Source organism: Anaerolineales bacterium (assembly GCA_016928575.1).
In the GTDB taxonomy this organism is placed as follows: domain Bacteria; phylum Chloroflexota; class Anaerolineae; order Anaerolineales; family RBG-16-64-43; genus JAFGKK01.
The window spans coordinates 1-20,555 of the sequence record JAFGKK010000007.1 but is presented as its reverse complement, the minus strand read 5'-3'; the positions used below and the strand labels follow the sequence as shown (position 1 = coordinate 20,555).

Here is a 20,555-nt window from a genome sequence, read left to right as displayed (position 1 = left end):
CTCTTTTACACCATATGCAGAATGTCTTCGGGGCCATAGAACGTTTCGCGGCCGATTCGCATGGTGAGGGTTTGCCCCGCCTGGCAGTATCCGCAGGAATAGATGCATACTTTCGGCGGAATGTTGTTGATCCTGAGGCTGTGTCCGAGCCTTCTGGAGTGTACGGGGCCGGAAACGAAGTCGGTCATGGTGTTATTCCTCCCGTGCCGCTGAGGAATCGCTCCGGAACAAGGTTGGACCGGATGCTTGGAGGACGCCGGGCCGGGATTCCTCCCGCCCGGCGTCCTCCGTTCCTCAGAAGAGCAATCCGATGCGGTACACCAAGGCGCCGGCCACCAGCGATACGATCGTCATCAACGCGACGCTGAAGAAGGTCCACTTCCAGGAGCGGGTTTCCTGCTTGATCGCGGCCAGCGTGGCGATGCAGGGGATGAACGTCATTTGGACGACCAGGAAGGCCAACCCGGCAGCGGGAGTGATGGCTCCGGAGAGGGCCGCCGACAATCCGCCCGTCGTGTCATGAATTTGATACAGCACGCTCAGCGCGGCAAGGGTGTTTTCCTTGGCAACCACGCTGGTGAGCAAGGCCACCACCATCCGCCATTCCAATCCCATTAGGCGGCCGACCGGCGTCAGCCATTCCCCGAAGGTGGACAGGTACCCGCTTTGAAAATCCCCGCCGGGAAGGTAGGAGATCCCCCAGATGATCATCGAGACGGCGACAATCACGGTTCCGGCTTTGGCCAAGAACTCCCGCAGATGCTGCCAAATGTAGAGTCCGATCGTCCGGCTGTTGGGCCAGTGGTACAGGGGCAGTTCCATAATGAAGGCCGTATGCTCCCCGCCCAGCACCAACTTGTGCAACGCGTAGCCGGTCCCGATCAGCACGGCGAGATTGATGCCCAGAACCGCCAGGGCGGCCCACACCGCCGACTCTCCGAAAAAGAGCGGCGCCAGGACCGCCAGGACGGCCAACCGCGCCGTGCAGGGGACGAAGGGTACGAGCAGGATGGTCAGGATCCGCGCCCGGTGGGAATCGATGATCCGCGCACACAGCACGCCCGGCACGTTGCATCCCAGGCTGAGGCACAACGGCAGGAAGGATTTCCCGTGCAGGCCCATCGCGTGCATGAACCGGTCGGTCACATAGGCGGCGCGCGCCATGTAGCCGGTGTCTTCCAAGAATCCGAGGATGGCAAAGAAGACCGCCAGCACCGGGGCAAACGTCAGCACCATCCCCGCGCCGGCCCAGGCGCCGTCCACCAGCAAGCCCCGCAACCACCACGGCGCCCCCGCCAGGGCGGTGTGCGCCCAATCGGAGACGGCTTGCACGATGTGCAAGTCGAGTGCCTCCTGCAGCGGGACGCCGATGCTGAAGGTGAGGCCGAACGCGGCGCCCAGAATTCCCAGCAGGATGAGAAACCCTCCAACCGGGTGAATGGCCAGGCGGTCCATCTTTTCCGTCAAGGTGATCTGACCGGCGCGGGGTTTTTTAACCGCCGCGCGGAGAATCTTTCCGATCCAGGCATAGCGACCGCCGGCGATCGCCACGACCGCATCCTCGTGGGCCATCAAGACGGCCTGCACCGCCTCCCAATCCGCCGGCGCCAGGCGGGAGTGCAGTACCTCCGTGATTTCCGAATCGCCTTCCAACAGTTTCAAGGCCGCCCAGTCCGGCGGGTACGGTTCCGGAACCGAGCCGGCTGTCAGGCGGTGGACTTCCTCCAACACCGATTGATGATCGGCGCGGATGGCGGGCCGGACCGGCTGGAAGGTATCCGGCTTATCCAGCAGTTGTTCGATGGCCGTAACCAGTTCCCGGATGCCCTGATTCCGGCTCGCCACCATGGGAATGACGGGCAACCCCAGGGCTTGCTCCAGGGCGCGGACGTCGATCTGCAAACCCTGCGCCTCGGCCACATCCATCATGTTCAGCCCCAACACCACGGGCACGGGAAGTACGAGCAGCTCGCTCAGCAGGTAGAGGTGGCGCTCCAGGGTGGCGGCGTTGACCACCGCGACCACTAGATCCGGCTGCTCGCGGACGATGAAATCGCGGGCGACGCATTCCTCCGGCGAATGGGCGGAAAGGCTGTAGGTACCCGGAAGGTCGACCAACTCGAGGGTCCGCGATTCGGTGCGGTGGGTGCCGCGCTTCTGTTCGATCGTTTTTCCCGGCCAGTTGCCGACGTGCTGCGAGAGGCCGGTGAGCAGGTTGAACACCGTGGATTTGCCGGAGTTGGGCTGGCCGGCAATTGCGACCACCACCTGGTCGGACGGACGGACGTGTTTCGGAGGAATTGCTTCGGGATGCGGTTCCGGAGACGGGCTGCGCGGAAGGTACTTTACCGTGATCCGGAAGGCCGCGCCTCTTCCCAGCGCGATTCGTGTGCCGCGGATCACCGACAGCAGCGGTCCGCGTCCGTCATTCTGGGCAACCTCCACCTCCGCGCCGGGCGTAAAGCCCAGCGCCGTCATCCGGGCGATGAACTCCATCCCCCCATGCAAATCTACGACCGAACCGTGATCTCCCGCATGCAGGTCGGCGAGCCGGACCTGCTGGCTTCCGGAATCGGCGTCTGTTTTTCCGCAGGGGGCGGTTCTTCTCCTGTGGAAAAAGCGCGAAAAATTTAAAAATTGGCCGTGATGTTGACGATTGCGCATTCTATCTCCTTCAGGGATCAAAAATTGTATCCCGCTTGCGTGAAATGATGAATATCCCGCGGCTTTTCCTCCGGGAAGCCCTTCCCGACATGGCATGGCTGGGGATGACCGTATTCCCGCGCCGATCGCGGAATTGCCCGATCATGGAAAGAAGGACCGCCTCGCGGCGGACTGGTTTCCGGACCTGCTTTACCGCGCCGTTTGGACACCCGGCGGATCGGAATCTCCGTCCTCGGCGAGGAATTGCTTGAGCACGGGGTGTTTCCTTGCCTCTTCGAAAATCGAGCCCCGGCGGAGAAATCACAGCGCCAGACCGCTTCCGCGGCCGACCAGCAGCCGCTCGCCGGGCCCTGGGCGCCCACCTTGGGCGGAAGCTCGATGCGCCCCTGCGGCCCGATGCTTCCCCGGCACACGGCGCGGGCCTCGAGGGGGATTTTCGCCGTTGCAAGTTTTTCCGGCCGGCCGATTCTGAACCCGCCCGAAGTCCGACTGCCCGCGAGGAACACGATCTCCTCCCCGTCCCGATACCCGTACTCGGCGTACGCTTCCGGCGGGATGCGGATTTCCCGCCGCGCGGAGACCACCGACCACCCGAACACCCACTTTCCGCCTTTGGCAAGTTGCGGCATACAACCTCCTGGTTCGTCGGGTTGTTATCCGGGGATTTGCTCGGCCGGATCCGGGCGGCCCGTCGACCGCGGCGCCCTTGGCCAGTAACGCCCCGTTTTCCGCCGATACTGCTCGTAGGATTCTCCGTACATCTTCACCAGTTTCTCCTCTTCCTCCAGGGTCTGTCCGTGAATTGCAATACAGGTATAGAGCAGCAACCCCAAGACGATCACGTTGGGGAGGATCAGAAAGCATCCGAGCCCGACGAGAAAAAACGCCGCATACCCGGGATGGCGGACCAGCCGGTACACTCCGGTGGTGATCAATTGCGCCTTCCCGCCCGTGGCGAGCGCGTCGCGTATGGATTTCCCGATCGACAGCGTAAAGAGGATGTTCAGCAGAAAGGCGATGCACATTAGGAAGACGCCGGCCCATTTTACCGGCTCCCGATCGAGCGCGGAAAATCTCCATAGCCAAGTTGCGCTGGCAGGGTGGAAGAAATATACGAGCATAACCAGAGTCCATCCCAGGAAGGCCAAGCCGAAAAACGGCGCCCATTTGGAGCGCACCCCGTATTGCGCCCGGGTGGATCGTTCGTGTTTTTCTTCGTACTTCCCGTAGGTCAGAAGGTAGAAGATCCAGAAGGCGATTATCCAGACCAGCAGAAAGACTTGCGTAAATTCAAACCGCATTTTTCGGTCCTTTTCCGTAAGAGGTGAGGGCCTGCCGCCTGGAGTCAGGCAATCCGCAGCGGAGAAGCGATTCCCGCCCGCACCAGGCAATGCGTACCGTTTATCCGGGCGACGATCCGTCCGGAGGGATCCTTGAAAAACAATTCCTCCAATTCCCGCGTATCCCGGTGGTCGAGTATTTCACATCCGTACTTCGCCAGGAAAGAACCGATCGCCCCCTTTTCGATCCCGAAATGCCACGCTTCCCCGACGCTCGAGAGGGTCTGCAGTGCGCCCTTCTCGCCGTAAAGCTGGCCTTCGCCGCGAATGACCGAGGCATAGGCATAGTTGAAGACGATTTCGCTTCCCGCTCCGGCGACATCCCGGATCGTCCGGAATGTCCGGTCCACCGATTCGGGCTGAAGATATTCCAGCACGCCTTCAATAAGGAAGAGGGTCTTTACCCCGCGGCGGAACCTGGCCTGCGCGAGTTTTTCGGGAATGGATTCCTTGTCGAAATTGATCGGCACGAACACCAGATTGGGCGGCGTTGCGATCCGGCGTTGGCGATATTGGTCGATCTTGGATTGGAGCGTGATCGGCGCATCCAGTTCGAAAAACTTAGTCCGGCCGGATTCTTCCCGGAAGCGGACCGCCCGCGTGTCGTACCCCGCGCCGATGATCAGAATCTGATCCACCCCGCCCGCGAGGGCTACCCGGAAGGCGGCGTCGATGTACTTGGTCCGGGCGATGATGTATTCATAGATCCCGCGGGCCGTGATCGCGCGGACCAGCAGCCTTCCGGCGCCGGGAATGCGGACCAAAGCCCGCATGAAGTCCGGCAGGATCGACACCGCGATCCGGTCGCCGCTCCGGAAGAGGGGGTCTTTCTCCAGCGCGGATACCGCCCGGCACAGGCAGCAAAGTTCCGCCGTCCGCGAGATTTTCGTTTCAATCCGTTTCTGATGCATTTTAGGTTGTCCTTCTTCTCATCAAGATTCATTCCGAGGCCGCAATCCGCCGTATCATTACGCTGCTTACGCCCAGCCGAGATGGACCATGTATTGGATCTTCAGCAGGTCCGAGAAGAAGCCCTGGATTCGCACCCGCAGAGGCAATCGCTTCTCGCCGAAGTAGAAGGTCGACTTGAGGAAGGTGAAACGGTCGTCCCAGGAGAGGATCCGCTCCGGTTTCTCCAATCCCCAGGTGAGGAAGGAGCGCTCGTCCATCCCCGCCCGACGGACGACCATCCGGTTGGCGGTTTTCACCCCCAGCGGGGAGACCGCGTCGAAGAGGATCTCTCCGCCGGGGAATTCGTCCGCCAGATCCCGGAGGAAGCCCTTGATCTCCTCTTCGCGGAAAAAATAGAAGAGGCCCGCGGCGAGGAACAGCACTTTGCTCGACGGCCGGATCTCCTTCCGCCAGCCCTTCTCCAGGAAGGAGGCGGCGAGGGCCTTGCGTCGCGCGGTTTCGGGAATGAATTGCTTCCGCAGCGCGATGACTTCCGGCAGATCCAGATCGAACCAGCGGAGCAGCCCGTTGTCCACCCGGTCGAAGGTGGTGTCGAGTCCGCAGCCGAGGTCGACGATCGTGGCTTGCGGATGGACTGCGAGCAACTTCCGGACCGCACGGTCGATGGACAAGCTGCGCATGATCCATCCGGCTTGGCTGAGTTCGGTGATGTTCCCCGCAAGCGAGGAAAAATCGAAATCCACGCCGTCGATGATCTCCAGCGCTTTTTTGTCGACCAGCAGCGGATCGGGTTTGCGGGATTCGCGTGCCCGGCCCCACAAGGGCAGGAGCAGAGTCTTGGGAACGTCGCTCAGCGTCACGTGCATTTTCTGGGACATGGATACTCTTCTTTCTATCCGGCCGGCAGGCCGGCGGCTTACAGCAGCCACAAACCAAGAAGGACGACCGCTCCGAGGACCACAATCCCGGCGACGGTGTACAAGAATCGCCAGTCCAGCGGAATCTCGGCGCTGCCGTCCGGGAGCGGCGGGGTGTCGGGATCAAAATATTTCCTCAACCCGTCGATAACCGGAGTCGGGACGCCCGCCTTCTGGATTAATTCGTCGAACTCCCCGGCCAGGTGGCGGATCTCGTCCTGGGCTGCGTCGGCATGCTCGAGCATCGCGGTCCGCATCCGCGGATGGGGGAGCATCCGCTGCAGGTACCAAACGAGCAAGGGTTCGGGCAGCAATTCCATCTGCCGGATGCCGGCGGGAACGACGGGATACCCCAGCTTGCGCACCACGGCGAACCCCTCGCGCATGGCGCGGACCGCCAGGACGACCGCGTCGCGCGTGCGCCCCATGCGCACGTTATCGCGGCCGGCCGCGCGCATCGCCGGAGCGAGCGAAGGCATCAGCAGCGCGACGTGCGTCTTGAGCCAAGCGTCCATGTCGGTGCGGATCTCGCCGGCAAAGCCCGGCATTCCGTCGAACACCGCAGCGATGTCGCGAGTCCGCGGACGAATGCTGCCGTCCGCCTCGCCGAGCGGGATCTTCACCGGCTTGTCCGGCTTTCCGCCGAACAGGTAATGGATCTTGTACCCCCGGCGGTAGCCGGCCGCCATCGGGAAGCCCATCATTACCCGTTGCGCACCGAGCGCTTGAACCAGCGCATCCGGGCCGGCGGCGTTGTTCATCAGGAACAGGATGTTCGGCGTGCGCGTGTTCGCGGCCAGCGCGGGAAGTATCTCCAGCGCACGGTTCTTGCGCATCACCACCATCACCAGATCGTAGGCGTCCTCCGGTTCGAGCCGTTCGACGATCCGCGGCCGGCTGACCGACTCTTTTCCGGATTCCGTATCGACCAGAACCAGCCCGTGCTGCCGCAAATCCGTCAGCCGTTGGCCGCGCGCCAGCAGGGCGACCTCGTGCCCGGCTTCCAGCAATCGCGCGGAAAAGAAGCTTCCCAAGGGGCCTGCACCAAAAACTAGGATTTTCATGTTCGGTTTCCTCCGTGTCGGATTAAGGTTTTTTCCGCGAGCCGGAAAGATCCGCACCGTGCGGCAACCGCCTGTATGCCTTATGCTCCGCTGTTCTTCAAACGCCTTTGCGGGCTAAGGCGCAAAACCAGCCTTTGTCGTACTCTTCGAACATCCGGATCTCCGCAAACCCGGCCCTGGTTAGGATTTCCTCTATCTCCCGGATGCCGTAGAACCGCATGCCCGCCCATCGCGCCAGCTTGCGATTCCGATCGTCGAATTTCCCGCCCGCGTATCCTTCGCCGATGATCATCAATGTTCCGCCGCCTCGCATCACCCGGAGGATTTCCCGCGCGTCGGATTCCAAATCGGGCCAGAAGTAATGGGTCTCGATGGCCAAGACCAGGTGGAACATGGCGCCGGGGAAGGGCAGGGACGAAACCGATCCCGGCCGGATGTCGACGCGGCCCGCGCGGACTTGGGGCGCGTTTCTTTCCACGGCCACCGCGACGCTTTCCGGCGAATGATCGATTCCGTACAGGCGGCTGTGCGGATCGGCTTCCGCCAGTTTGCGGATGGTCTCCCCTCCGCCGCAGCCGATATCCAGCGCGGAACCATACTTCGCGATGTCAATGTGCCCCAATCCCCATTCGGTCAATTCCCAATGCCCTGCGTTCATCCCCCGGGCCACCACCCGGCCGAGCCAGCCGGAGGGTTTTCTGTATTGGTCCATAAATTTGCCGATCAGATTCATGCTGCTCCTTGTCGTTGCGGAAGCGGCGCTGGGTTTTGTGGAAGGTATTCCGAACTGCCTTCGTTTCCCCTTCCCTTCCGCCTCCTCAGCGCACTTCGGCGACGGCGATGCAGTGCGTGCCGTTGATGCGTCCGAGCGGGGTTCCGTTTTTGGCAGTGAGGTGCTTCCGTTGCAGCTCCGCGGGGGTGTGGTGCGCGATGAGCCGGAAGCCGCGCTGCTCCAGAAACGATTCCGCCTCGCCGTCCTCCAGGCCGAAGGTCCAGCCCTCGCCCGCCCGGGAGACGGTTTCGAAAATCTCCCGCTCACCGTAACGCCGGTTCTCGCGCCGCAGGACGGATGCATAGATGTAATCGAACACCACCCGGCTGCCCGGCGCGGCGTGTTGCCGGATGAAGGCGAAGTTGCGGTCCACCGCCGATGCAGTGAGGTACATGGTGATGCCTTCCATGAGGAAAAGATCCTTACGCCCGCGCCGAAAACCCGCCTGCGCCAGCGCTGCGGCAAGCTCCTGCTTGTCGAAATTAATCCGCACGAAGGTCAATTCGTCCGGAAGGGGGATGCGCTTCCGGCGCAGGATCTCCACTTTCGGATCCAACGTGGGCGCCACATCCAGCTCGAAGATCCGCGTCCCGCGGTTGCGTCCAGCAAAACGCAGCGCGCGGGTGTCGAATCCGGCGCCCAAGAGGACGATCTGGTCGAAGCGCGCCTCGAGCGCTGCGAGAAACGCCGCATCTAGCTCCTTCGTCCGCGCCAGAACGTATTCATAGATCCCCGCCGGGAACATCTTGGCCATCACCAGCCGGCGGACGGGGGGGATGGCGGCCATCAACCGGGCGCCGAAGGGCAAGATCCGCTCCGCCAAGTAATCCGGGCCGCGGAGGCGCGGATCTCTCTCGCGCGCGGCGCAGGCGCGCGAGAAACAGGTATACCCGGCTGTTTGGGATGCTTTGGTTTCGATTCGTTTTCCCGCCATTCCCGTTTCCTTCTTTCTTTATCCAGCGAACACAACGGTCAGGATTGCGCCTGCAGGAACCCGTCGATGGCCGCCTGGTATTCCGCCTGATCGGTGACCGAGGTCGTATGCCCGCTCCCTTTGAAAATTTTCCACTCCGCGTTCGGATAGAGGCGGCGGAAGGCGGCGCGCACCCGCTCCGGCGACGCCGGGTCCTCCTCGCCGAGTACCAGGAGGATCCTCCCGGACCAGCCGGCCAAATCCTCCGCGGACCACGCCCGTCGGTAGAAATCCAGCGTCCGCTCAAGGATGCCGAGGAAGTCGGGCTTTTGCAGATGGTGATCCATGATTTCGCGGAACTGGGCGAGCATCAGAAGCATTTCCGGGGAAGAAGAATCCGCCGGCATGAGCTTGCCGAGCGAGCGGCCCAGCAACCCGCGCAGGGCAAACGCCGGCAGCAGCGACAACCCGCGCACCATCCGCTCCACGTTCCCAAGCCCGGTGGGATCGGGCGCGGCCGTGTGCGAAAGGACCAGCGAGCGGGAGACGGCCGGGAATCGGCGCGCGAAAACCTGGCCGACAAATCCGCCGTACGAGCCGCCCATCACGTGCGCGCGGGTGACCCCTTCGTGCTGCAACACCGCCGCCATGCCGTCGCACAACTCGTCCATCGTGCGCACCGCCGGGTAAGCGGGGACGACGATCCGGTATTTTCCCCCGAAGTAGGCGATCGAATTCCAGCTGATGTCCGGATGGGTCAGCGCGCCGGAAAGCATCAGCAAAGGCTCGCCGCCGCCGGAGGAAATCAGGTACGGCCATTCGATCCCGCGGTAACGGATACTGCGGTAGGGATACGCCTCGCAAAAGGCGTGGAACTTGCGCAGTTCATCCTCGGGGACGCCGGCGTAGAGCTTGGCGATTTTCGGATCGTCGAGACCTGCAAGGTGTTTCATAAGGATCTCCCTTCTTTCGCGATTGAAGATTCCTCTTCTTTGTGCCTTGGTGTCTTCGTGGTAAAAAGGGTTTACGCCACGAAAACCCAAAGACACGAAGAAATGCTTTCCTTTTTTCCTTAGTGCCTTGGTGCCTTCGTGGTAAAAAAGGGTTTACACCACGAAAACACAAAGACACGAAGAAAAGCTTTCCCTTTTTCCTTCGTGCCTTGGTGACTTCGTGGGGAAAAGGATTTACACCACGAAGACGCGAAGACACGAAGAAAGGCTTTCGTTTTTCCCTTAGTGCTTTAGTACCTTAGTGCCTCCGTGGTAAAAAGGGTTTACACGACGAAGACAAAAAGACACGAAGAAAAACTTTCCCTTTTTTCCTTAGTGCCTTGGTGCCTTCGTGGTAAAAAGGGTTTACACCACGAAGACAAAAAGACACGAGGGCTCAGGCGTATCGGTACGAATTCACCAGACGAGCGGCAGCAACCGCGACCGGACGCGCTGGGCGTATTCGCGGTAGCCGTCCAGCCCGGCCTGCAGGGCTTTGTCTTCCCGGGCCGTGCGGATCACGATGGCGAGCACGGTGACCGCCGCCGGGATGAGCGCCCAAACGGATTGGAGGACGAGCGCCGCCGCCAAATCGAATCCGATCGCGCCCAAGTAGCCCGGATGGCGGACGAACCGGTATGGGCCGGAATCGCATACCGCATGTCCCCGCTCTTTGGCGATCCGCATGACGCCGTAGAAGAAACGGTTGGCCGCCATCGCCCAGGCCGTCAGTGCCGCCCCCGCCGCGGCGATCGCGACCCCCGCCAGTTGCCACGCCAGGGGAATCTCCGGCGGCCACCCATGGCGCTGGTCTAATCCGCCGACGATACAGATCGCGGCCGGACCCCAGAGCGCCAACACGCCGGCCAGGATCCGGTCCAAATCCCATTTCCCTTCGAGCGAGGCGCGCTCGCCCATCAATCCGGGATACCGTATTCGGAGGATCACGGCGGTGACGATCTGCCCGGCTGCGCTGAGGGCGAGGAATACCCACCCCGCGCCCCAATCCAGACGCCCGGCGGAGACGAACAGGCATGCTGCCCAAACGCCGAGGAAAAACACCAGCTGCGCAAAATACCCTGCGGTGCCGCGGTTTTTTTCAGACATCGGCTGGCCTCCCGGCCGTATCATCGCCAGGCCGCCGAGGATCAGGCCGGCGGCGAGGATCGCGATCCACTGTGTCCATCCCAGGAAGCTCACCTGAAGGTGAAACCAATAATCCTGGTATCCCGCCAAGCCCTCCGTGCCCGGGATGACGATGAACGCCGGCTGGATTGTGACGAAGATCAGCCAGTCGAGGATGAGGAGATCCCAGCTCGCGAAGAACAACGCGAGCAGCGCATTGTGAACGAAGGCCGAGGGAAACGACAGCTCGCCGCGGTTTTCCCGCCGGAGTCTGGCGCTCGACCAAAGCGGCACACCGGCGAGGATGAGGAGGAACAGCACGCCCATCGCGAGCTGTTGGCCGATGGGTGCCGAGACCGGACCCACCGCCGCTTGGATATCGGGCGGATAATCGCTGACCCAGATCAACGGGTTAAGGTAGATAAAACCATACACGACGATGCTGATCAGCACATTCATGAGGGTGCCGTCGATAAGGATGCGTTTCAAGGAGAATTGTCGGATCATTTTTCGCCGCTCCTGGTTCGGATAAAGCAGGAGATCCTTCCCCGGCACTCCGAAGGCCGGAAAAGCCCTCCGGGCGGAAGCCGCCGGCCTTTCACGGCCAGAATCCCGGCCGGTTTAAGCAGGCGGTGGATTTCATTCCAGATCCTCCCCATATCCCCGACAGGGTGGGGGAAACCGAACAGGAATGCCAGATCGAAGCTTCGGCCGGGAAGGTTCGTTTGCGCGGCGTCGGCCAGCATGACGCGGGCATTGGCCACGCGTTCCTGCTCGATTTTTCGTTGCACGTGTTCCACGGCGAACGGATTGATATCCAGCGCCAGGACGCTTCCCGTTGCGCCGACGATCCTGGAGGCCGGAACGGTGAAGAATCCGGGTCCGCAGCCGACTTCCAGGACGGCTTGTCCGGCTTGAAGGCCGGCGTCGGCCAGCGCCCGGTACGGGTCCTGAAACAGGCCGTACAGCGTTTCGTGGATTAACGACATCATCTGGAAACTCCACTTACTCGGTTTGCGCATGGTTCCCCGCTTTCTTCCCATATCTGGGATGGATTGTGTTTTTTTCGTTCGGTCCGGTAGCCTCGAAATTCACCGTGTAGATCCAGAAGCCGCCGGCGAGCCGGGTCAGGCGGAACCCCGCCGATTCGACCAGCCGAATGGTTTCGCCGGCGAACAGGTAATCCGGATCGAGGAACTCCTCGGTGATGGAGAGCGTTCCCCCGGGCTTGAGCACCCGGCGCAGTTCCGCGAGCGCCCGCGCGCGGTCCGGTATTTCCGGAAGAACCGTCACCAGGAAGGCGCGGTCGACGCTCGAATCCGGCAGCGGCAGATCATACGCGCTTGCGACGTGCGTTTCGATGTTATCCACTCCGGCATCCCGCGCGCGCCGCTCCAGCCGCGCGATCATCTCCGGCTGGAGGTCAACCGCGACCAAGCGGCCGCTGTTCCCCACCATCCGGGCGGCGTCGAGCGAGAAGGCGCCCGGCCCGGGCCCGAGTTCCAGGACGAACTCGCCGGGTCGGATCCCCACCCGTTCGAGGACCGGCTGCATGTAGTGCCGGCGGATGGGGTTGTTCACAATCCAGCCGATGGCGGCCGGGCAGGGGGAGGAATGTCCCAGGCGCGTCGCGGCTCTGGATGCGAACTTCAGGACCACCAGCCAGAAGAAGGACAGGCTGAACAGAACAACCAGAACGATGAGAACGGCGTTGCCTACGATCCCGAGCAAAGTGTTCCTCTCTTAATGAAATAGGAAGTACCGCGGTACGCGCCGCAGGTACTCCCGGTAAGGTTCGCCGTACTGCGCGAGACAGGCTTCCTCCTCCGCCAGAATTCCCCAGTGGCCGAAGAGGTGTCCGAGCGTCCACAAGATCACCGCCGCCCAGGAGCCGATCGCGATCGAGGCGCCTAAGAGCACCAATCCCGCGCCGACTACCTGCGGATGGCGCGAGATCTTGTACAACCCGCGCGTCACCGGCTGATCCAGGGGGGTCGCCGCGAAATTTAGGACCGAAACAATCACCGTCGCCAGTCCGAGCAGGAAAATCGCGGCGCCAACGGCGAACACCGGCGCGCCGAGTTTCAGCGGGGTAAGCAGGAGGAGAATCAACACGCCGAGCGAAATCAGCTTGCCGATGACGGTGAAGATCCGCTGTCTGCGGCTCCACTGTGAGCGGTCCCACAGCCGGGCGACGACCGGCTTGGGGAACGAACGAAACAGGATCGCGTCGGTCAGGGCCAGCAGCACCGGGGCGATCCAACCGTTGAGCCAGCCAAGGGACAGTGCGGGAAAGAGTTCCATCGCCAACTCCTTTTTTAAAAAGTGGAAGGCGGCCGCTGGGATTTCTCAGAAGAACAAGAAATACCGCGGAACTTTATGCAGGTATTGCCGGTATGACTCCCCATATTGTTCCAGGCAGGTTTGCTCTTCCGCCAGTTTCTCCCAGTGGCACAGAGCATTGCCGACCGTCCATAGGGTTACCGCCGCCCACGATCCGACGGCGATGCAAATGCCAAGCGCCGCCACCCTCGAAGTCACGTTTTGCGGATGACGCGATATCCGGTAAATGCCGCGGGTTACCGGTTGATCCGGCGGCGTATCCCGGAAATCCAGAAAGGATTTGACCTGTCCGGCCAGGCCGGCCAGGGAAACGATGCAACCGACGGCGAAAACCGGATCGCCGATTTTTAAAGGGGTGAACACAACCAGAACCAGGCTGGCCGTGAAGACCAGGTTGCCGATGGCGGCGATGACCCTCTGCCAGCCTTCCACCTTCACGCGGCCGTACAGCCGTGCGACCACTTCCTTGGGAAGGATCCGGAACAATCCAAGATCCACCAGCGCCATCAAAACCAAAGGCACCCAACCGTTGAGCCAACCGAGGGATAAAGCGGGAAAGGGTTCCATGCTCATTCCTCCTTTGAATGAATCTTCACCAAACGAAGGGAATCAGCCTTTTGGTTTTCCGGGCGTACGCTTCCCATTCCGCGCCGAATTCCTTCTGCATCAGGATCTCCTCATCGCGGATGCGGATCAGGACGACGACCATCGCCAAAACGGTCAGGGCCAACCCCAGCCAGGAGCGGAACAGCAGGGATTGCCCGATTCCCATCACGGCGATGCCGAGGTAGCGCGGATGGCGGACGAGCCGGTATGGCCCGCGGGTGATCAGGCGGTGGCCTTCCTGGAGCGTCACCTCCTGGCTGTAGAAGCGGCCGAGCGCCAGCCCGGACCAGAAGATCAGCCCCAGCCCGAGGATCGCCAGGATCAGACCGATCCAACGCAGAGGGGAAGAATCCGCCATCGTAAGCAGACTGCGTCGGTCGCTTAAGGGGATCAGCACCAAGCCGGCGAACAGCATCAGGGTGACGGCGACGCGCACGACGCGCTGACGCGGGACGAACTTCTCTGCCTGGCCCATCCCGCCGTGGAAGCTTTCCGGCAGGAGGATCATCTGGCATGCGGCGAGCGTCCCGAACAGGGCGATGGAGACGACGTAAATCAGCCGCGGCGGAAGGGCGAAATAACCGGGGAGATCATCCAATCCCCAGCCCAGCAGGGGCAATCCCGCGTAGAGGATGCAGGTCCACAGAAACGACGCAAATCCTTTGAGGTATTTCATGTGATTCTCCTGATTTCGCACCTGTCAGGTCTTAAGACCTGACAGGTGCGCCAAATTGCGGCAAAAACCGCCCGGTGCGTTCCCGGTAGGCGCGGTATTCGTCGCCGAATTGGGCGATCATCATTTCTTCTTCCTTAACCGTGGCGCGGTAGAAGAACGGGACGGTCAGGAGCGTCAGCAGCAGAAGCGGCCACATCGCGGAAAGGAGCGCCAGGCTGATGAAACAAGCCGTCAACACCGAGTACATCGGGTGCCGGATCCACCGGTACGGTCCGGTTGTGATCAACGCATGCTCTTGGCGCAACTGCAGGACGGTCGACCAGAATTCCCGCAGGGTGTGATGCACCCAGACCAGGTACAGGAGGCTCAGAATCCCGAGCCCCGCCCCCACGGCCCGCACTCCGGCCGGCAGCGGGAGGACCAGCCACGCCGGTTCACTGGGGATCAGCGCGTACAGACCGACCAGCACGAGGATCGCCAGGAACATCAACGGGCGCAGTAGAAGGCTCCATGTTCCTTCCCGCCGGGCGGCGTCCTTATCGACCGACCAGCTGCTTTCCCCTTTCTGGCGGACCTTCCAGCCGAAGAACCCCCGGATTCCCAGGAGCGCGAGGAAGAGCGCGAAAAATGCGATCTTGAAGACTTGTCCCGATTGCATGGTTTGCTTCCTTATCAAACTGAGTCGATGAAAGGATGCCCTTGGCCGATTCAACCCATCGGCTGTCACCAGATCGAGGGCAGCAACCGCGACCGGACGCGCGCGGCCTTTGAATATGGCAGCCGCCGGAGAAATCAGGCCGGCCCGGCCGCCGCTCGATCCGGCTTGACCGCCGTCCGGTAGCAAACCTTTTTGCCGAGCGCGAACGGCCCGATCTCGTAGCGCATGATGACGAAGCCGGCTTCCTCAAGGTGCGAGGGGTAGAGCGTGTAATCTCCCTTGGCCAGTCTGCGCTGCAGGGCGTTGGCCGCCCGCGGGCCGAACTCGGCCGAGATGTAGCGTCCGCCGGCTTTGAGAACCCTCGCCAATTCCCCAACCGCCCGGCGTTTTTCCGACAGGTCGAGATGATGGAACATGATGCAGGTGATCACCGCGTCGAACGACCCGTCCGGGTAGGGCAGGGCGGTGATCGAACCGACCCGGAACTCCGCCCGGAGGCCTTGGGTTTCCGCATTCCTCCGCGCGGCGGCGATCATCCTGGGCGATATGTCGATCCCGGCCACTTTGACTCCGGGGCAACGTTCGACAATTCGCGATGCCGTCAGGCCGGTGCCGCATCCCGCGTCGAGGATCCGCTCGCCGCTCCGCAAAGCGGCGAGCTCGAGGACGCGCCCGCGGAATTGCTCATGCGCTTTGCCCATCCACGCGTGGAAGAGCTTGTCGTAGACGGGGATCAGTGCATTGGTGAAATCGGTGAAGCGGTGCCGGTACATCGCGTTTCCTTCACCGCAGCCGCGGCAACAGCCTGCCCGTCCGCTGCATGTAGGCGGTGTACTCCGGCCCGAACAACTCGGTCAGGATCCGCTCTTCCTGCGGCATGCGGAGGCAGGCGTTCAGGAAAAAGCAGGTCACCGGAATAACGACGAGCACCCAGTTGCCTGCGGCCAACCCTCCCCCGAGGTACATCAGCAAATAGGCCGTGTAAATCGGGTGGCGAATGATCCGGTAGGGGCCGGATTGCACCAGCGCGTGCAGCTCTTTCGATCCGACGAAGGAAGAGAAGGAAAGGCCGAGATGATGGTGGGCCAGCCACAGGACCGCGATCCCCAGAACCAGCATTGCGGCGCCGGTCCAGCGCACGGCGGCGGGAAAGCGGAGCGCGTAGGCGAAGGCGAACGTTCCGGGAAAGAAAACGTACTCCGCGCCGAACACGATATTGACCAGCGCGGCGGTACCCGCGAGCGCCAGGGTCACGGGGCCTTCGCGGAAGTGAAATTTCCCGGTATCGCGGCTGATTTTGGATTGGTAGTAAATCCGGACGGCGCCGATGACGACGACCGATAAGAGCAGAATTCCGCGGAATACCGTTTCTTGGTCCATGGCTGTTTCTCTCCTGAGAATCAGAGCCGCCGGCGGATGCGGGGCGTGTACGCCCGCCGGGATTCCCCGCCCCGGGCTTTCAACATGCCTGCTTCCACGGCGATGACCCGCCGGTCGATGAAAAAGACGAACGCAGACGCGGCGACCCGCGGTGGGAACGAGCCGGGCAGCTCAGCGGCTCCGGAAACGATCGACGCCCATCCCAAGTGAATCGGGTTGCGGCTGACCCGGCACAGGGCTCCGCCGACCGGCACCGCGGTCTCCTCGCAAGGCTTCACCGTCGTTCCCGCCTTGCGGAAAAAGTTGTCGGCCGCCAAATTGACGCGATCCCGCATGCCGATGCAAGGAATCCGAGCCGGGTCCACGGAATCGGCACAAACGCGGCACGCGGGAGGAGGAGCAGGGTCAGCGTCGCCGCCAGGGTGATCCATACGGTGCCCATCGGCAAAGCCTTTTTTTTTCACGACGTCTCCTCGGAGTCGGAGATGGCCGGCGGAGAAAGACCTCCCGCAGGGTGAGCGGGATCCGCGGCTTTCTAGTGCGGTTTGCTATCCACCAGCGCCCGGCTGGTGATGCGGCGCATCCTTCCGATCTGCCAGTGGAGACGGTACGTTCCCGAATGGGTCAGCCACAGCTTGCCGTCGATTTCCTTGATCCAGCCTTTTTCGAACAACTCGCCGATGGAATGGACGATGCTTTCCTCCGTCTGACTGCGCTGCGGCAAGCCGATCTCCCGCAGGATCGGAAAGGAATCGAAGGTCATATCCTGGGAGGCTTTGTTTCGCAGCGCTTCGAGGGTGACCGCCTGGCGGGTTTCCACCAGGTGCAGCAGCCAATCCTGCAATTGCGTCCGGCGAAACCCCCGGTACTGTTCGGCGAAAAACATCGGATAGCGGGAAAGATCCGCGCCGCCGTCTCGGCCGGCCTGCAGCAACTCGGCCGCGAGTTCGATCCCGCTGCGCAGGATCAGCGCCGCCACGGCGATCCCGACCGCCGTGTCCAGCAGGGGAAAGTCCAGCAGGGCGGCGATCAACCCGGCGGTCACGCCCGCGGCGACCAGGACGTGGTTTCGGGAATCCACGGATTGCATGATCAGCGTCATCGATCCGTTGCGCACGCCGGCGTAGCGCTGGTACAGGCCGAGCCCCAGGCAGACCAACCCCGACAGCATGGCGGAAAGGAAAGCGAACAGATCCACTTCGGGCGGGGCCGGAACGAATACGCGGCGCAGGGAGGCATAGAGGGCCAGGCCGCCGGTCAGGAGCATCATCGCCACCAGCAGGAAATTCACCGCCCGCTCCCTCTGGTACTTGACCCCGAAAAACACCAGCAGGCTCGACAGGCCGTCCAACAGCGTGTCCACGGAATCGTTGAGCAGCCCCATGCTTCCCGAAAGGACCGCCGCGGGCAGTTTGACCGCCGCCAAGATCAGGTGGACGGCCACGGCGACCCGCGAGACGGCTTCCGGTTGCATCCAGCCGGCGGCCAGGGCGACGGCGCGGCGCACCCCGGCCAGGCGCCGATCGGCTTCCTGGCGGCCGACCGCAGTCAGGGCGTAACGGTTTTCCTCCCGGAACAGCCACCCCTGGGCCGCCATGCGCTCCAAGTCATGCGCCAACTCCTGTTCGAAGGAAGCGTCCTCGGCCGCGGACAAGCGGTACAACGGGGAAAACACGCCGAACCGCCGGGGCAGGGCGTAAAAATGCTCTTTGATGTCCGCCGTCGTCTGGGGCGAATCGGCCAGGGCCATCAGGATCATGTCGCGGTTGTCGTGGCGGCGGTTGCGCGTTTTCCGACTCATGGCTTCTCCTTGCACCCCTTTCCGGGGGGCCGGCACTGCCGGCAATAGCCGCTCAGGCGCAGATGGACTTCCAAAACCAGCAATCCTTCCTTCTCACACAGGTTCTGCGACAGCCGCATGACCTGCGGAGATTCAAATTCGATGATCTTCCCGCACCGCAGGCAGGTGAAATGGAAGTGCGGCTTGGTCCCGTCGACGGCTTCGAAGTGTCCGTGATCCTCGCCCAGATCGTGTTCCTCCGCTAGCCCGAGCCGTTTGAGCAGCGCAAGGGTGCGGTAGACCGTGGCGATGCCGATCCGCGGATCCTTGTCCTTAGCCTTGCGGTAGATAGTCTCGGCGTCGAGATGCCCGCGGTCGTTTTCCAGCACTTCCAGGATGACCTGGCGCGGACGGGTGAGTTTTAAACCTTGCCGGCGGACGGCATCGGCGAAATCCTCTCGTTTTCCCATGGGGCGTCCTTTCGATAGGTTTCCCGGATCGGCCAATGCACCCCGCCGGCACGCCGGGACAGCTCGGCCTTGGAAATGAGAATCGCCTTCTAAATGATAATAGTAATCATTCTCAAAATAGTAAGTTCCCTTTGCCGAATTGTCAAGGGTGGATTGTCACTTTCTATTGCACAGGCACCACTTCACGGGGAATCGTAGAGAATAAACCGCTGTCGGCGGTTTTTTAGGAAAAATCAGACGTTTCTTGGAGGAGATTTGTGGTGGAGGGATGTATAAAGCAGCCCGGCCATGTCGTCCGGAGAATATTTGTTTGGGGTTTCCAGCCACCACCGCACCAGCTGAATCGCGGCGCCGCTGACCACCTGCGCCAGGACCTCCGCCGGGACCCGGAACTCCAAAAACACCTTCACCGGGAGAGCCGCCAGATCCCGAGCCAGTTCGGACGAAAGGTGTTGTTGAACCCGGGTCGTCATCACCGCCGAGCCTTTCCCGCCGAGCATCACCCGGTATAGATCCTTGTTCTTTTCCGCGTGGCGGAAAATGTTCCGATAGGCATAATACTCCGCCTGTACGGGGAGGCCGCGTGCGAATTGGCGGTGCGCATCCTCCTCGGTGGCGCGCAAACCGTCTTCGATCGCGGACCAGACCGCCTCTTCTTTATCCTTGAAGTGGATATAAAACGTGCCGCGGCCCAGATCCGCCCGGTCGGTGATCTCCTGGATCGTCACCGCCTCATACCCCTTTTCCAGCACCAACTGCACGGCGGCTTGGATCAGTTGCCGGCGGGTCTGACGGCGCCGGCGGGCATGCCGGGAAGGTTGGGGGGCGTCCATACAAAACTCCTGTGCGAGCGGTATCAGCCCGACAATTACTGAGTGAGGGATCTCCGCCGGTCTGCAAATTCATCATATCATAAAATAAACATAAAGTATATAAATGAACATGATGTATATTTTGGTAAATAAAAGGGAAAGCGCCTTAACGGGGAAGTAAGAAGATCTGTTGAGATATGTAATTACTTCGTGTCTTGGTGGTAAGCGGCTTGGGCCGGTTGAGAGGTGAACCGCAAAGACACGAAGGCATGAAGAAGATCTGATGGGACATGGAATTACTTCGTGCCTTGGCGGGAAATAGAATGCATACCACTGCAGACACATAGAGGATTATAGAATCAGGCGCTTAATGCCGCGTTTGATTATCGGAACATTGAAATTAATTAAAAATCCGAGCCGCTTCCCTGATAATTTCAGGTATGTGAGCAATTGGGCAGTAAAGACGGGATGCATAAACTCGACGGACTTTAATTCACAGATCACCTTCTCCTGCACCATCACGTCAAGTCGTAGTCCTTCGGTAAAGGTTACACCATCGTACACGATCGGAACGGCGACCTGGCGGCGGAAGGCAACTTTTCGCTTGCACAATTCGTGACAAAAACACGTCTCATAAATGCTTTCCAATAATCCGGGCCCAAGCGCCGCATGGACGGCAAAGGCAGAATCCACAATTACGCGGGCGAGCTCCTCTTCATTTTCCATAAGCGGTGGAAAAATCATTGATCCCCCTTTATTTGTTGGCGTATAAAAATGGATTGGGTGTTATGGTTCCATTATCATGCCGAGTATATCACATAACCGCTAATTCCTGAAAAAATGAATGCCTTGGTGGTCAAAAAATTAAACGCAAATTGGCAATTAGCCACAAAGGCACAAAGGCACAAAGGCACAAAGACACGAAGAAATCCAATAAAGAATTCAGGACTGCTTTATATCTTCGTGTCTTAGTGGTCAAAAATTGAATGGTAATTGGCACTTAATCACAAAGGCACAAAGACACGAAGAGAATAGACAAGGAATTCAGAACTCCTTTGTGTCTTCGTGTCTTCGTGGTCAAAAAATAATGGTAATTGGCACTTAACCACAAAGGCACAAAGACACGAGGAG

At 61.1% G+C, this 20,555-nt stretch carries 23 protein-coding genes; all 23 read right to left on the bottom strand.

Annotated features, from left to right (window positions below; translation table 11 throughout):
* Window positions 1-5: 5 nt before the first annotated feature.
* The gene (locus JW929_01025) at window positions 6-188 is read right to left on the bottom strand and encodes a hypothetical protein (protein ID MBN1437965.1); all 183 of its coding nucleotides are present in this window, start codon (window positions 186-188) and stop codon (window positions 6-8) included.
* A 106-nt stretch (window positions 189-294) separates the two neighbouring features.
* Window positions 295-2,664: a ferrous iron transport protein B gene (gene feoB, locus JW929_01020; GenBank protein ID MBN1437964.1), complete on the bottom strand. Its 2,370-nt coding sequence runs from the start codon at window positions 2,662-2,664 to the stop codon at window positions 295-297.
* Between the two features lie 653 nt (window positions 2,665-3,317).
* Window positions 3,318-3,965 carry an isoprenylcysteine carboxylmethyltransferase family protein gene (locus JW929_01015; protein MBN1437963.1) on the bottom strand — a complete coding sequence of 216 codons (648 nt, stop codon included), beginning with the start codon at window positions 3,963-3,965 and terminating at the stop codon, window positions 3,318-3,320.
* 44 nt (window positions 3,966-4,009) lie between these two features.
* A complete protein-coding gene (locus JW929_01010) occupies window positions 4,010-4,915 on the bottom strand; it encodes an SAM-dependent methyltransferase (protein MBN1437962.1) in 906 nt (301 codons plus the stop codon).
* Window positions 4,916-4,981: 66 nt separating this feature from the next.
* Window positions 4,982-5,794: a class I SAM-dependent methyltransferase gene (locus JW929_01005; GenBank protein MBN1437961.1), complete on the bottom strand. Its 813-nt coding sequence runs from the start codon at window positions 5,792-5,794 to the stop codon at window positions 4,982-4,984.
* A 38-nt stretch (window positions 5,795-5,832) separates the two neighbouring features.
* Window positions 5,833-6,897 carry a ketopantoate reductase family protein gene (locus tag JW929_01000; GenBank protein MBN1437960.1) on the bottom strand — a complete coding sequence of 355 codons (1,065 nt, stop codon included), beginning with the start codon at window positions 6,895-6,897 and terminating at the stop codon, window positions 5,833-5,835.
* Window positions 6,898-6,994: 97 nt separating this feature from the next.
* On the bottom strand, window positions 6,995-7,630 hold the full coding sequence (locus JW929_00995; protein MBN1437959.1) for a methyltransferase domain-containing protein: 636 nt from the start codon (window positions 7,628-7,630) through the stop codon (window positions 6,995-6,997).
* Between the two features lie 85 nt (window positions 7,631-7,715).
* A complete protein-coding gene (locus JW929_00990) occupies window positions 7,716-8,603 on the bottom strand; it encodes an SAM-dependent methyltransferase (GenBank protein MBN1437958.1) in 888 nt (295 codons plus the stop codon).
* A gap of 38 nt (window positions 8,604-8,641) precedes the next feature.
* Window positions 8,642-9,535, bottom strand: coding sequence for an alpha/beta hydrolase (locus tag JW929_00985; protein ID MBN1437957.1), 894 nt, complete (start codon window positions 9,533-9,535; stop codon window positions 8,642-8,644).
* Between the two features lie 456 nt (window positions 9,536-9,991).
* Complete coding sequence (locus JW929_00980; protein ID MBN1437956.1) at window positions 9,992-11,206, bottom strand: isoprenylcysteine carboxylmethyltransferase family protein; 1,215 nt, start codon at window positions 11,204-11,206, stop codon at window positions 9,992-9,994.
* Window positions 11,203-11,691 carry a class I SAM-dependent methyltransferase gene (locus JW929_00975; protein MBN1437955.1) on the bottom strand — a complete coding sequence of 163 codons (489 nt, stop codon included), beginning with the start codon at window positions 11,689-11,691 and terminating at the stop codon, window positions 11,203-11,205. The genes JW929_00980 and JW929_00975 overlap by 4 nt, the downstream gene beginning before the upstream one ends.
* Window positions 11,692-11,704: 13 nt before the next feature.
* Complete coding sequence (locus JW929_00970) at window positions 11,705-12,430, bottom strand: methyltransferase domain-containing protein (protein MBN1437954.1); 726 nt, start codon at window positions 12,428-12,430, stop codon at window positions 11,705-11,707.
* Between the two features lie 12 nt (window positions 12,431-12,442).
* The gene (locus tag JW929_00965; GenBank protein MBN1437953.1) at window positions 12,443-13,003 is read right to left on the bottom strand and encodes a hypothetical protein; all 561 of its coding nucleotides are present in this window, start codon (window positions 13,001-13,003) and stop codon (window positions 12,443-12,445) included.
* A gap of 45 nt (window positions 13,004-13,048) precedes the next feature.
* The gene (locus JW929_00960) at window positions 13,049-13,609 is read right to left on the bottom strand and encodes a hypothetical protein (GenBank protein MBN1437952.1); all 561 of its coding nucleotides are present in this window, start codon (window positions 13,607-13,609) and stop codon (window positions 13,049-13,051) included.
* 25 nt (window positions 13,610-13,634) lie between these two features.
* Window positions 13,635-14,324 (bottom strand): isoprenylcysteine carboxylmethyltransferase family protein, encoded by a 690-nt coding sequence (locus JW929_00955; GenBank protein ID MBN1437951.1) that lies wholly within the window; start codon window positions 14,322-14,324, stop codon window positions 13,635-13,637.
* 31 nt (window positions 14,325-14,355) lie between these two features.
* Window positions 14,356-14,982, bottom strand: coding sequence for an isoprenylcysteine carboxylmethyltransferase family protein (locus JW929_00950; GenBank protein MBN1437950.1), 627 nt, complete (start codon window positions 14,980-14,982; stop codon window positions 14,356-14,358).
* A 134-nt stretch (window positions 14,983-15,116) separates the two neighbouring features.
* Window positions 15,117-15,755, bottom strand: a complete 639-nt coding sequence (locus JW929_00945) for a methyltransferase domain-containing protein (GenBank protein MBN1437949.1) — start codon at window positions 15,753-15,755, stop codon at window positions 15,117-15,119.
* Window positions 15,756-15,765: 10 nt separating this feature from the next.
* Window positions 15,766-16,362 (bottom strand): isoprenylcysteine carboxylmethyltransferase family protein, encoded by a 597-nt coding sequence (locus JW929_00940; protein MBN1437948.1) that lies wholly within the window; start codon window positions 16,360-16,362, stop codon window positions 15,766-15,768.
* 20 nt (window positions 16,363-16,382) lie between these two features.
* Window positions 16,383-16,697, bottom strand: coding sequence for a hypothetical protein (locus tag JW929_00935; protein MBN1437947.1), 315 nt, complete (start codon window positions 16,695-16,697; stop codon window positions 16,383-16,385).
* A gap of 200 nt (window positions 16,698-16,897) precedes the next feature.
* Entirely contained in the window at window positions 16,898-18,163 is a 1,266-nt protein-coding gene (locus tag JW929_00930; protein ID MBN1437946.1) for a cation transporter, read from the bottom strand.
* Complete coding sequence (locus JW929_00925; GenBank protein MBN1437945.1) at window positions 18,160-18,612, bottom strand: transcriptional repressor; 453 nt, start codon at window positions 18,610-18,612, stop codon at window positions 18,160-18,162. The genes JW929_00930 and JW929_00925 overlap by 4 nt, the downstream gene beginning before the upstream one ends.
* Window positions 18,613-18,845: 233 nt before the next feature.
* Complete coding sequence (locus tag JW929_00920; GenBank protein MBN1437944.1) at window positions 18,846-19,445, bottom strand: TetR/AcrR family transcriptional regulator; 600 nt, start codon at window positions 19,443-19,445, stop codon at window positions 18,846-18,848.
* 330 nt (window positions 19,446-19,775) lie between these two features.
* Window positions 19,776-20,150 carry a GxxExxY protein gene (locus tag JW929_00915; protein ID MBN1437943.1) on the bottom strand — a complete coding sequence of 125 codons (375 nt, stop codon included), beginning with the start codon at window positions 20,148-20,150 and terminating at the stop codon, window positions 19,776-19,778.
* Window positions 20,151-20,555 lie beyond the last annotated feature (405 nt).

Excerpts from the sequence above, each read along its gene's own strand:
- JW929_01010 (MBN1437962.1), bottom strand. The coding sequence starts at position 4,915 with ATGCATCAGAAACGGATTGAAACGAAAATCTCGCGGACGGCGGAACTT.
- JW929_00925 (MBN1437945.1), bottom strand. The coding sequence starts at position 18,612 with ATGGGAAAACGAGAGGATTTCGCCGATGCCGTCCGCCGGCAAGGTTTA.
- JW929_00995 (MBN1437959.1), bottom strand. The coding sequence starts at position 7,630 with ATGAATCTGATCGGCAAATTTATGGACCAATACAGAAAACCCTCCGGC.
- JW929_00920 (MBN1437944.1), bottom strand. The coding sequence starts at position 19,445 with ATGGACGCCCCCCAACCTTCCCGGCATGCCCGCCGGCGCCGTCAGACC.
- JW929_00940 (MBN1437948.1), bottom strand. The coding sequence starts at position 16,362 with ATGGACCAAGAAACGGTATTCCGCGGAATTCTGCTCTTATCGGTCGTC.
- JW929_00950 (MBN1437950.1), bottom strand. The coding sequence starts at position 14,982 with ATGCAATCGGGACAAGTCTTCAAGATCGCATTTTTCGCGCTCTTCCTC.
- JW929_00955 (MBN1437951.1), bottom strand. The coding sequence starts at position 14,324 with ATGAAATACCTCAAAGGATTTGCGTCGTTTCTGTGGACCTGCATCCTC.
- JW929_01015 (MBN1437963.1), bottom strand. The coding sequence starts at position 3,965 with ATGCGGTTTGAATTTACGCAAGTCTTTCTGCTGGTCTGGATAATCGCC.
- JW929_00985 (MBN1437957.1), bottom strand. The coding sequence starts at position 9,535 with ATGAAACACCTTGCAGGTCTCGACGATCCGAAAATCGCCAAGCTCTAC.
- JW929_00960 (MBN1437952.1), bottom strand. The coding sequence starts at position 13,609 with ATGGAACCCTTTCCCGCTTTATCCCTCGGTTGGCTCAACGGTTGGGTG.
- JW929_00930 (MBN1437946.1), bottom strand. The coding sequence starts at position 18,163 with ATGAGTCGGAAAACGCGCAACCGCCGCCACGACAACCGCGACATGATC.
- JW929_00935 (MBN1437947.1), bottom strand. The coding sequence starts at position 16,697 with ATGCGGGATCGCGTCAATTTGGCGGCCGACAACTTTTTCCGCAAGGCG.
- JW929_00980 (MBN1437956.1), bottom strand. The coding sequence starts at position 11,206 with ATGATCCGACAATTCTCCTTGAAACGCATCCTTATCGACGGCACCCTC.
- JW929_00975 (MBN1437955.1), bottom strand. The coding sequence starts at position 11,691 with ATGATGTCGTTAATCCACGAAACGCTGTACGGCCTGTTTCAGGACCCG.
- JW929_00990 (MBN1437958.1), bottom strand. The coding sequence starts at position 8,603 with ATGGCGGGAAAACGAATCGAAACCAAAGCATCCCAAACAGCCGGGTAT.
- JW929_01025 (MBN1437965.1), bottom strand. The coding sequence starts at position 188 with ATGACCGACTTCGTTTCCGGCCCCGTACACTCCAGAAGGCTCGGACAC.
- JW929_01005 (MBN1437961.1), bottom strand. The coding sequence starts at position 5,794 with ATGTCCCAGAAAATGCACGTGACGCTGAGCGACGTTCCCAAGACTCTG.
- JW929_00945 (MBN1437949.1), bottom strand. The coding sequence starts at position 15,755 with ATGTACCGGCACCGCTTCACCGATTTCACCAATGCACTGATCCCCGTC.
- JW929_00915 (MBN1437943.1), bottom strand. The coding sequence starts at position 20,150 with ATGGAAAATGAAGAGGAGCTCGCCCGCGTAATTGTGGATTCTGCCTTT.
- feoB (MBN1437964.1), bottom strand. The coding sequence starts at position 2,664 with ATGCGCAATCGTCAACATCACGGCCAATTTTTAAATTTTTCGCGCTTT.
- JW929_01000 (MBN1437960.1), bottom strand. The coding sequence starts at position 6,897 with ATGAAAATCCTAGTTTTTGGTGCAGGCCCCTTGGGAAGCTTCTTTTCC.
- JW929_00965 (MBN1437953.1), bottom strand. The coding sequence starts at position 13,003 with ATGGAACTCTTTCCCGCACTGTCCCTTGGCTGGCTCAACGGTTGGATC.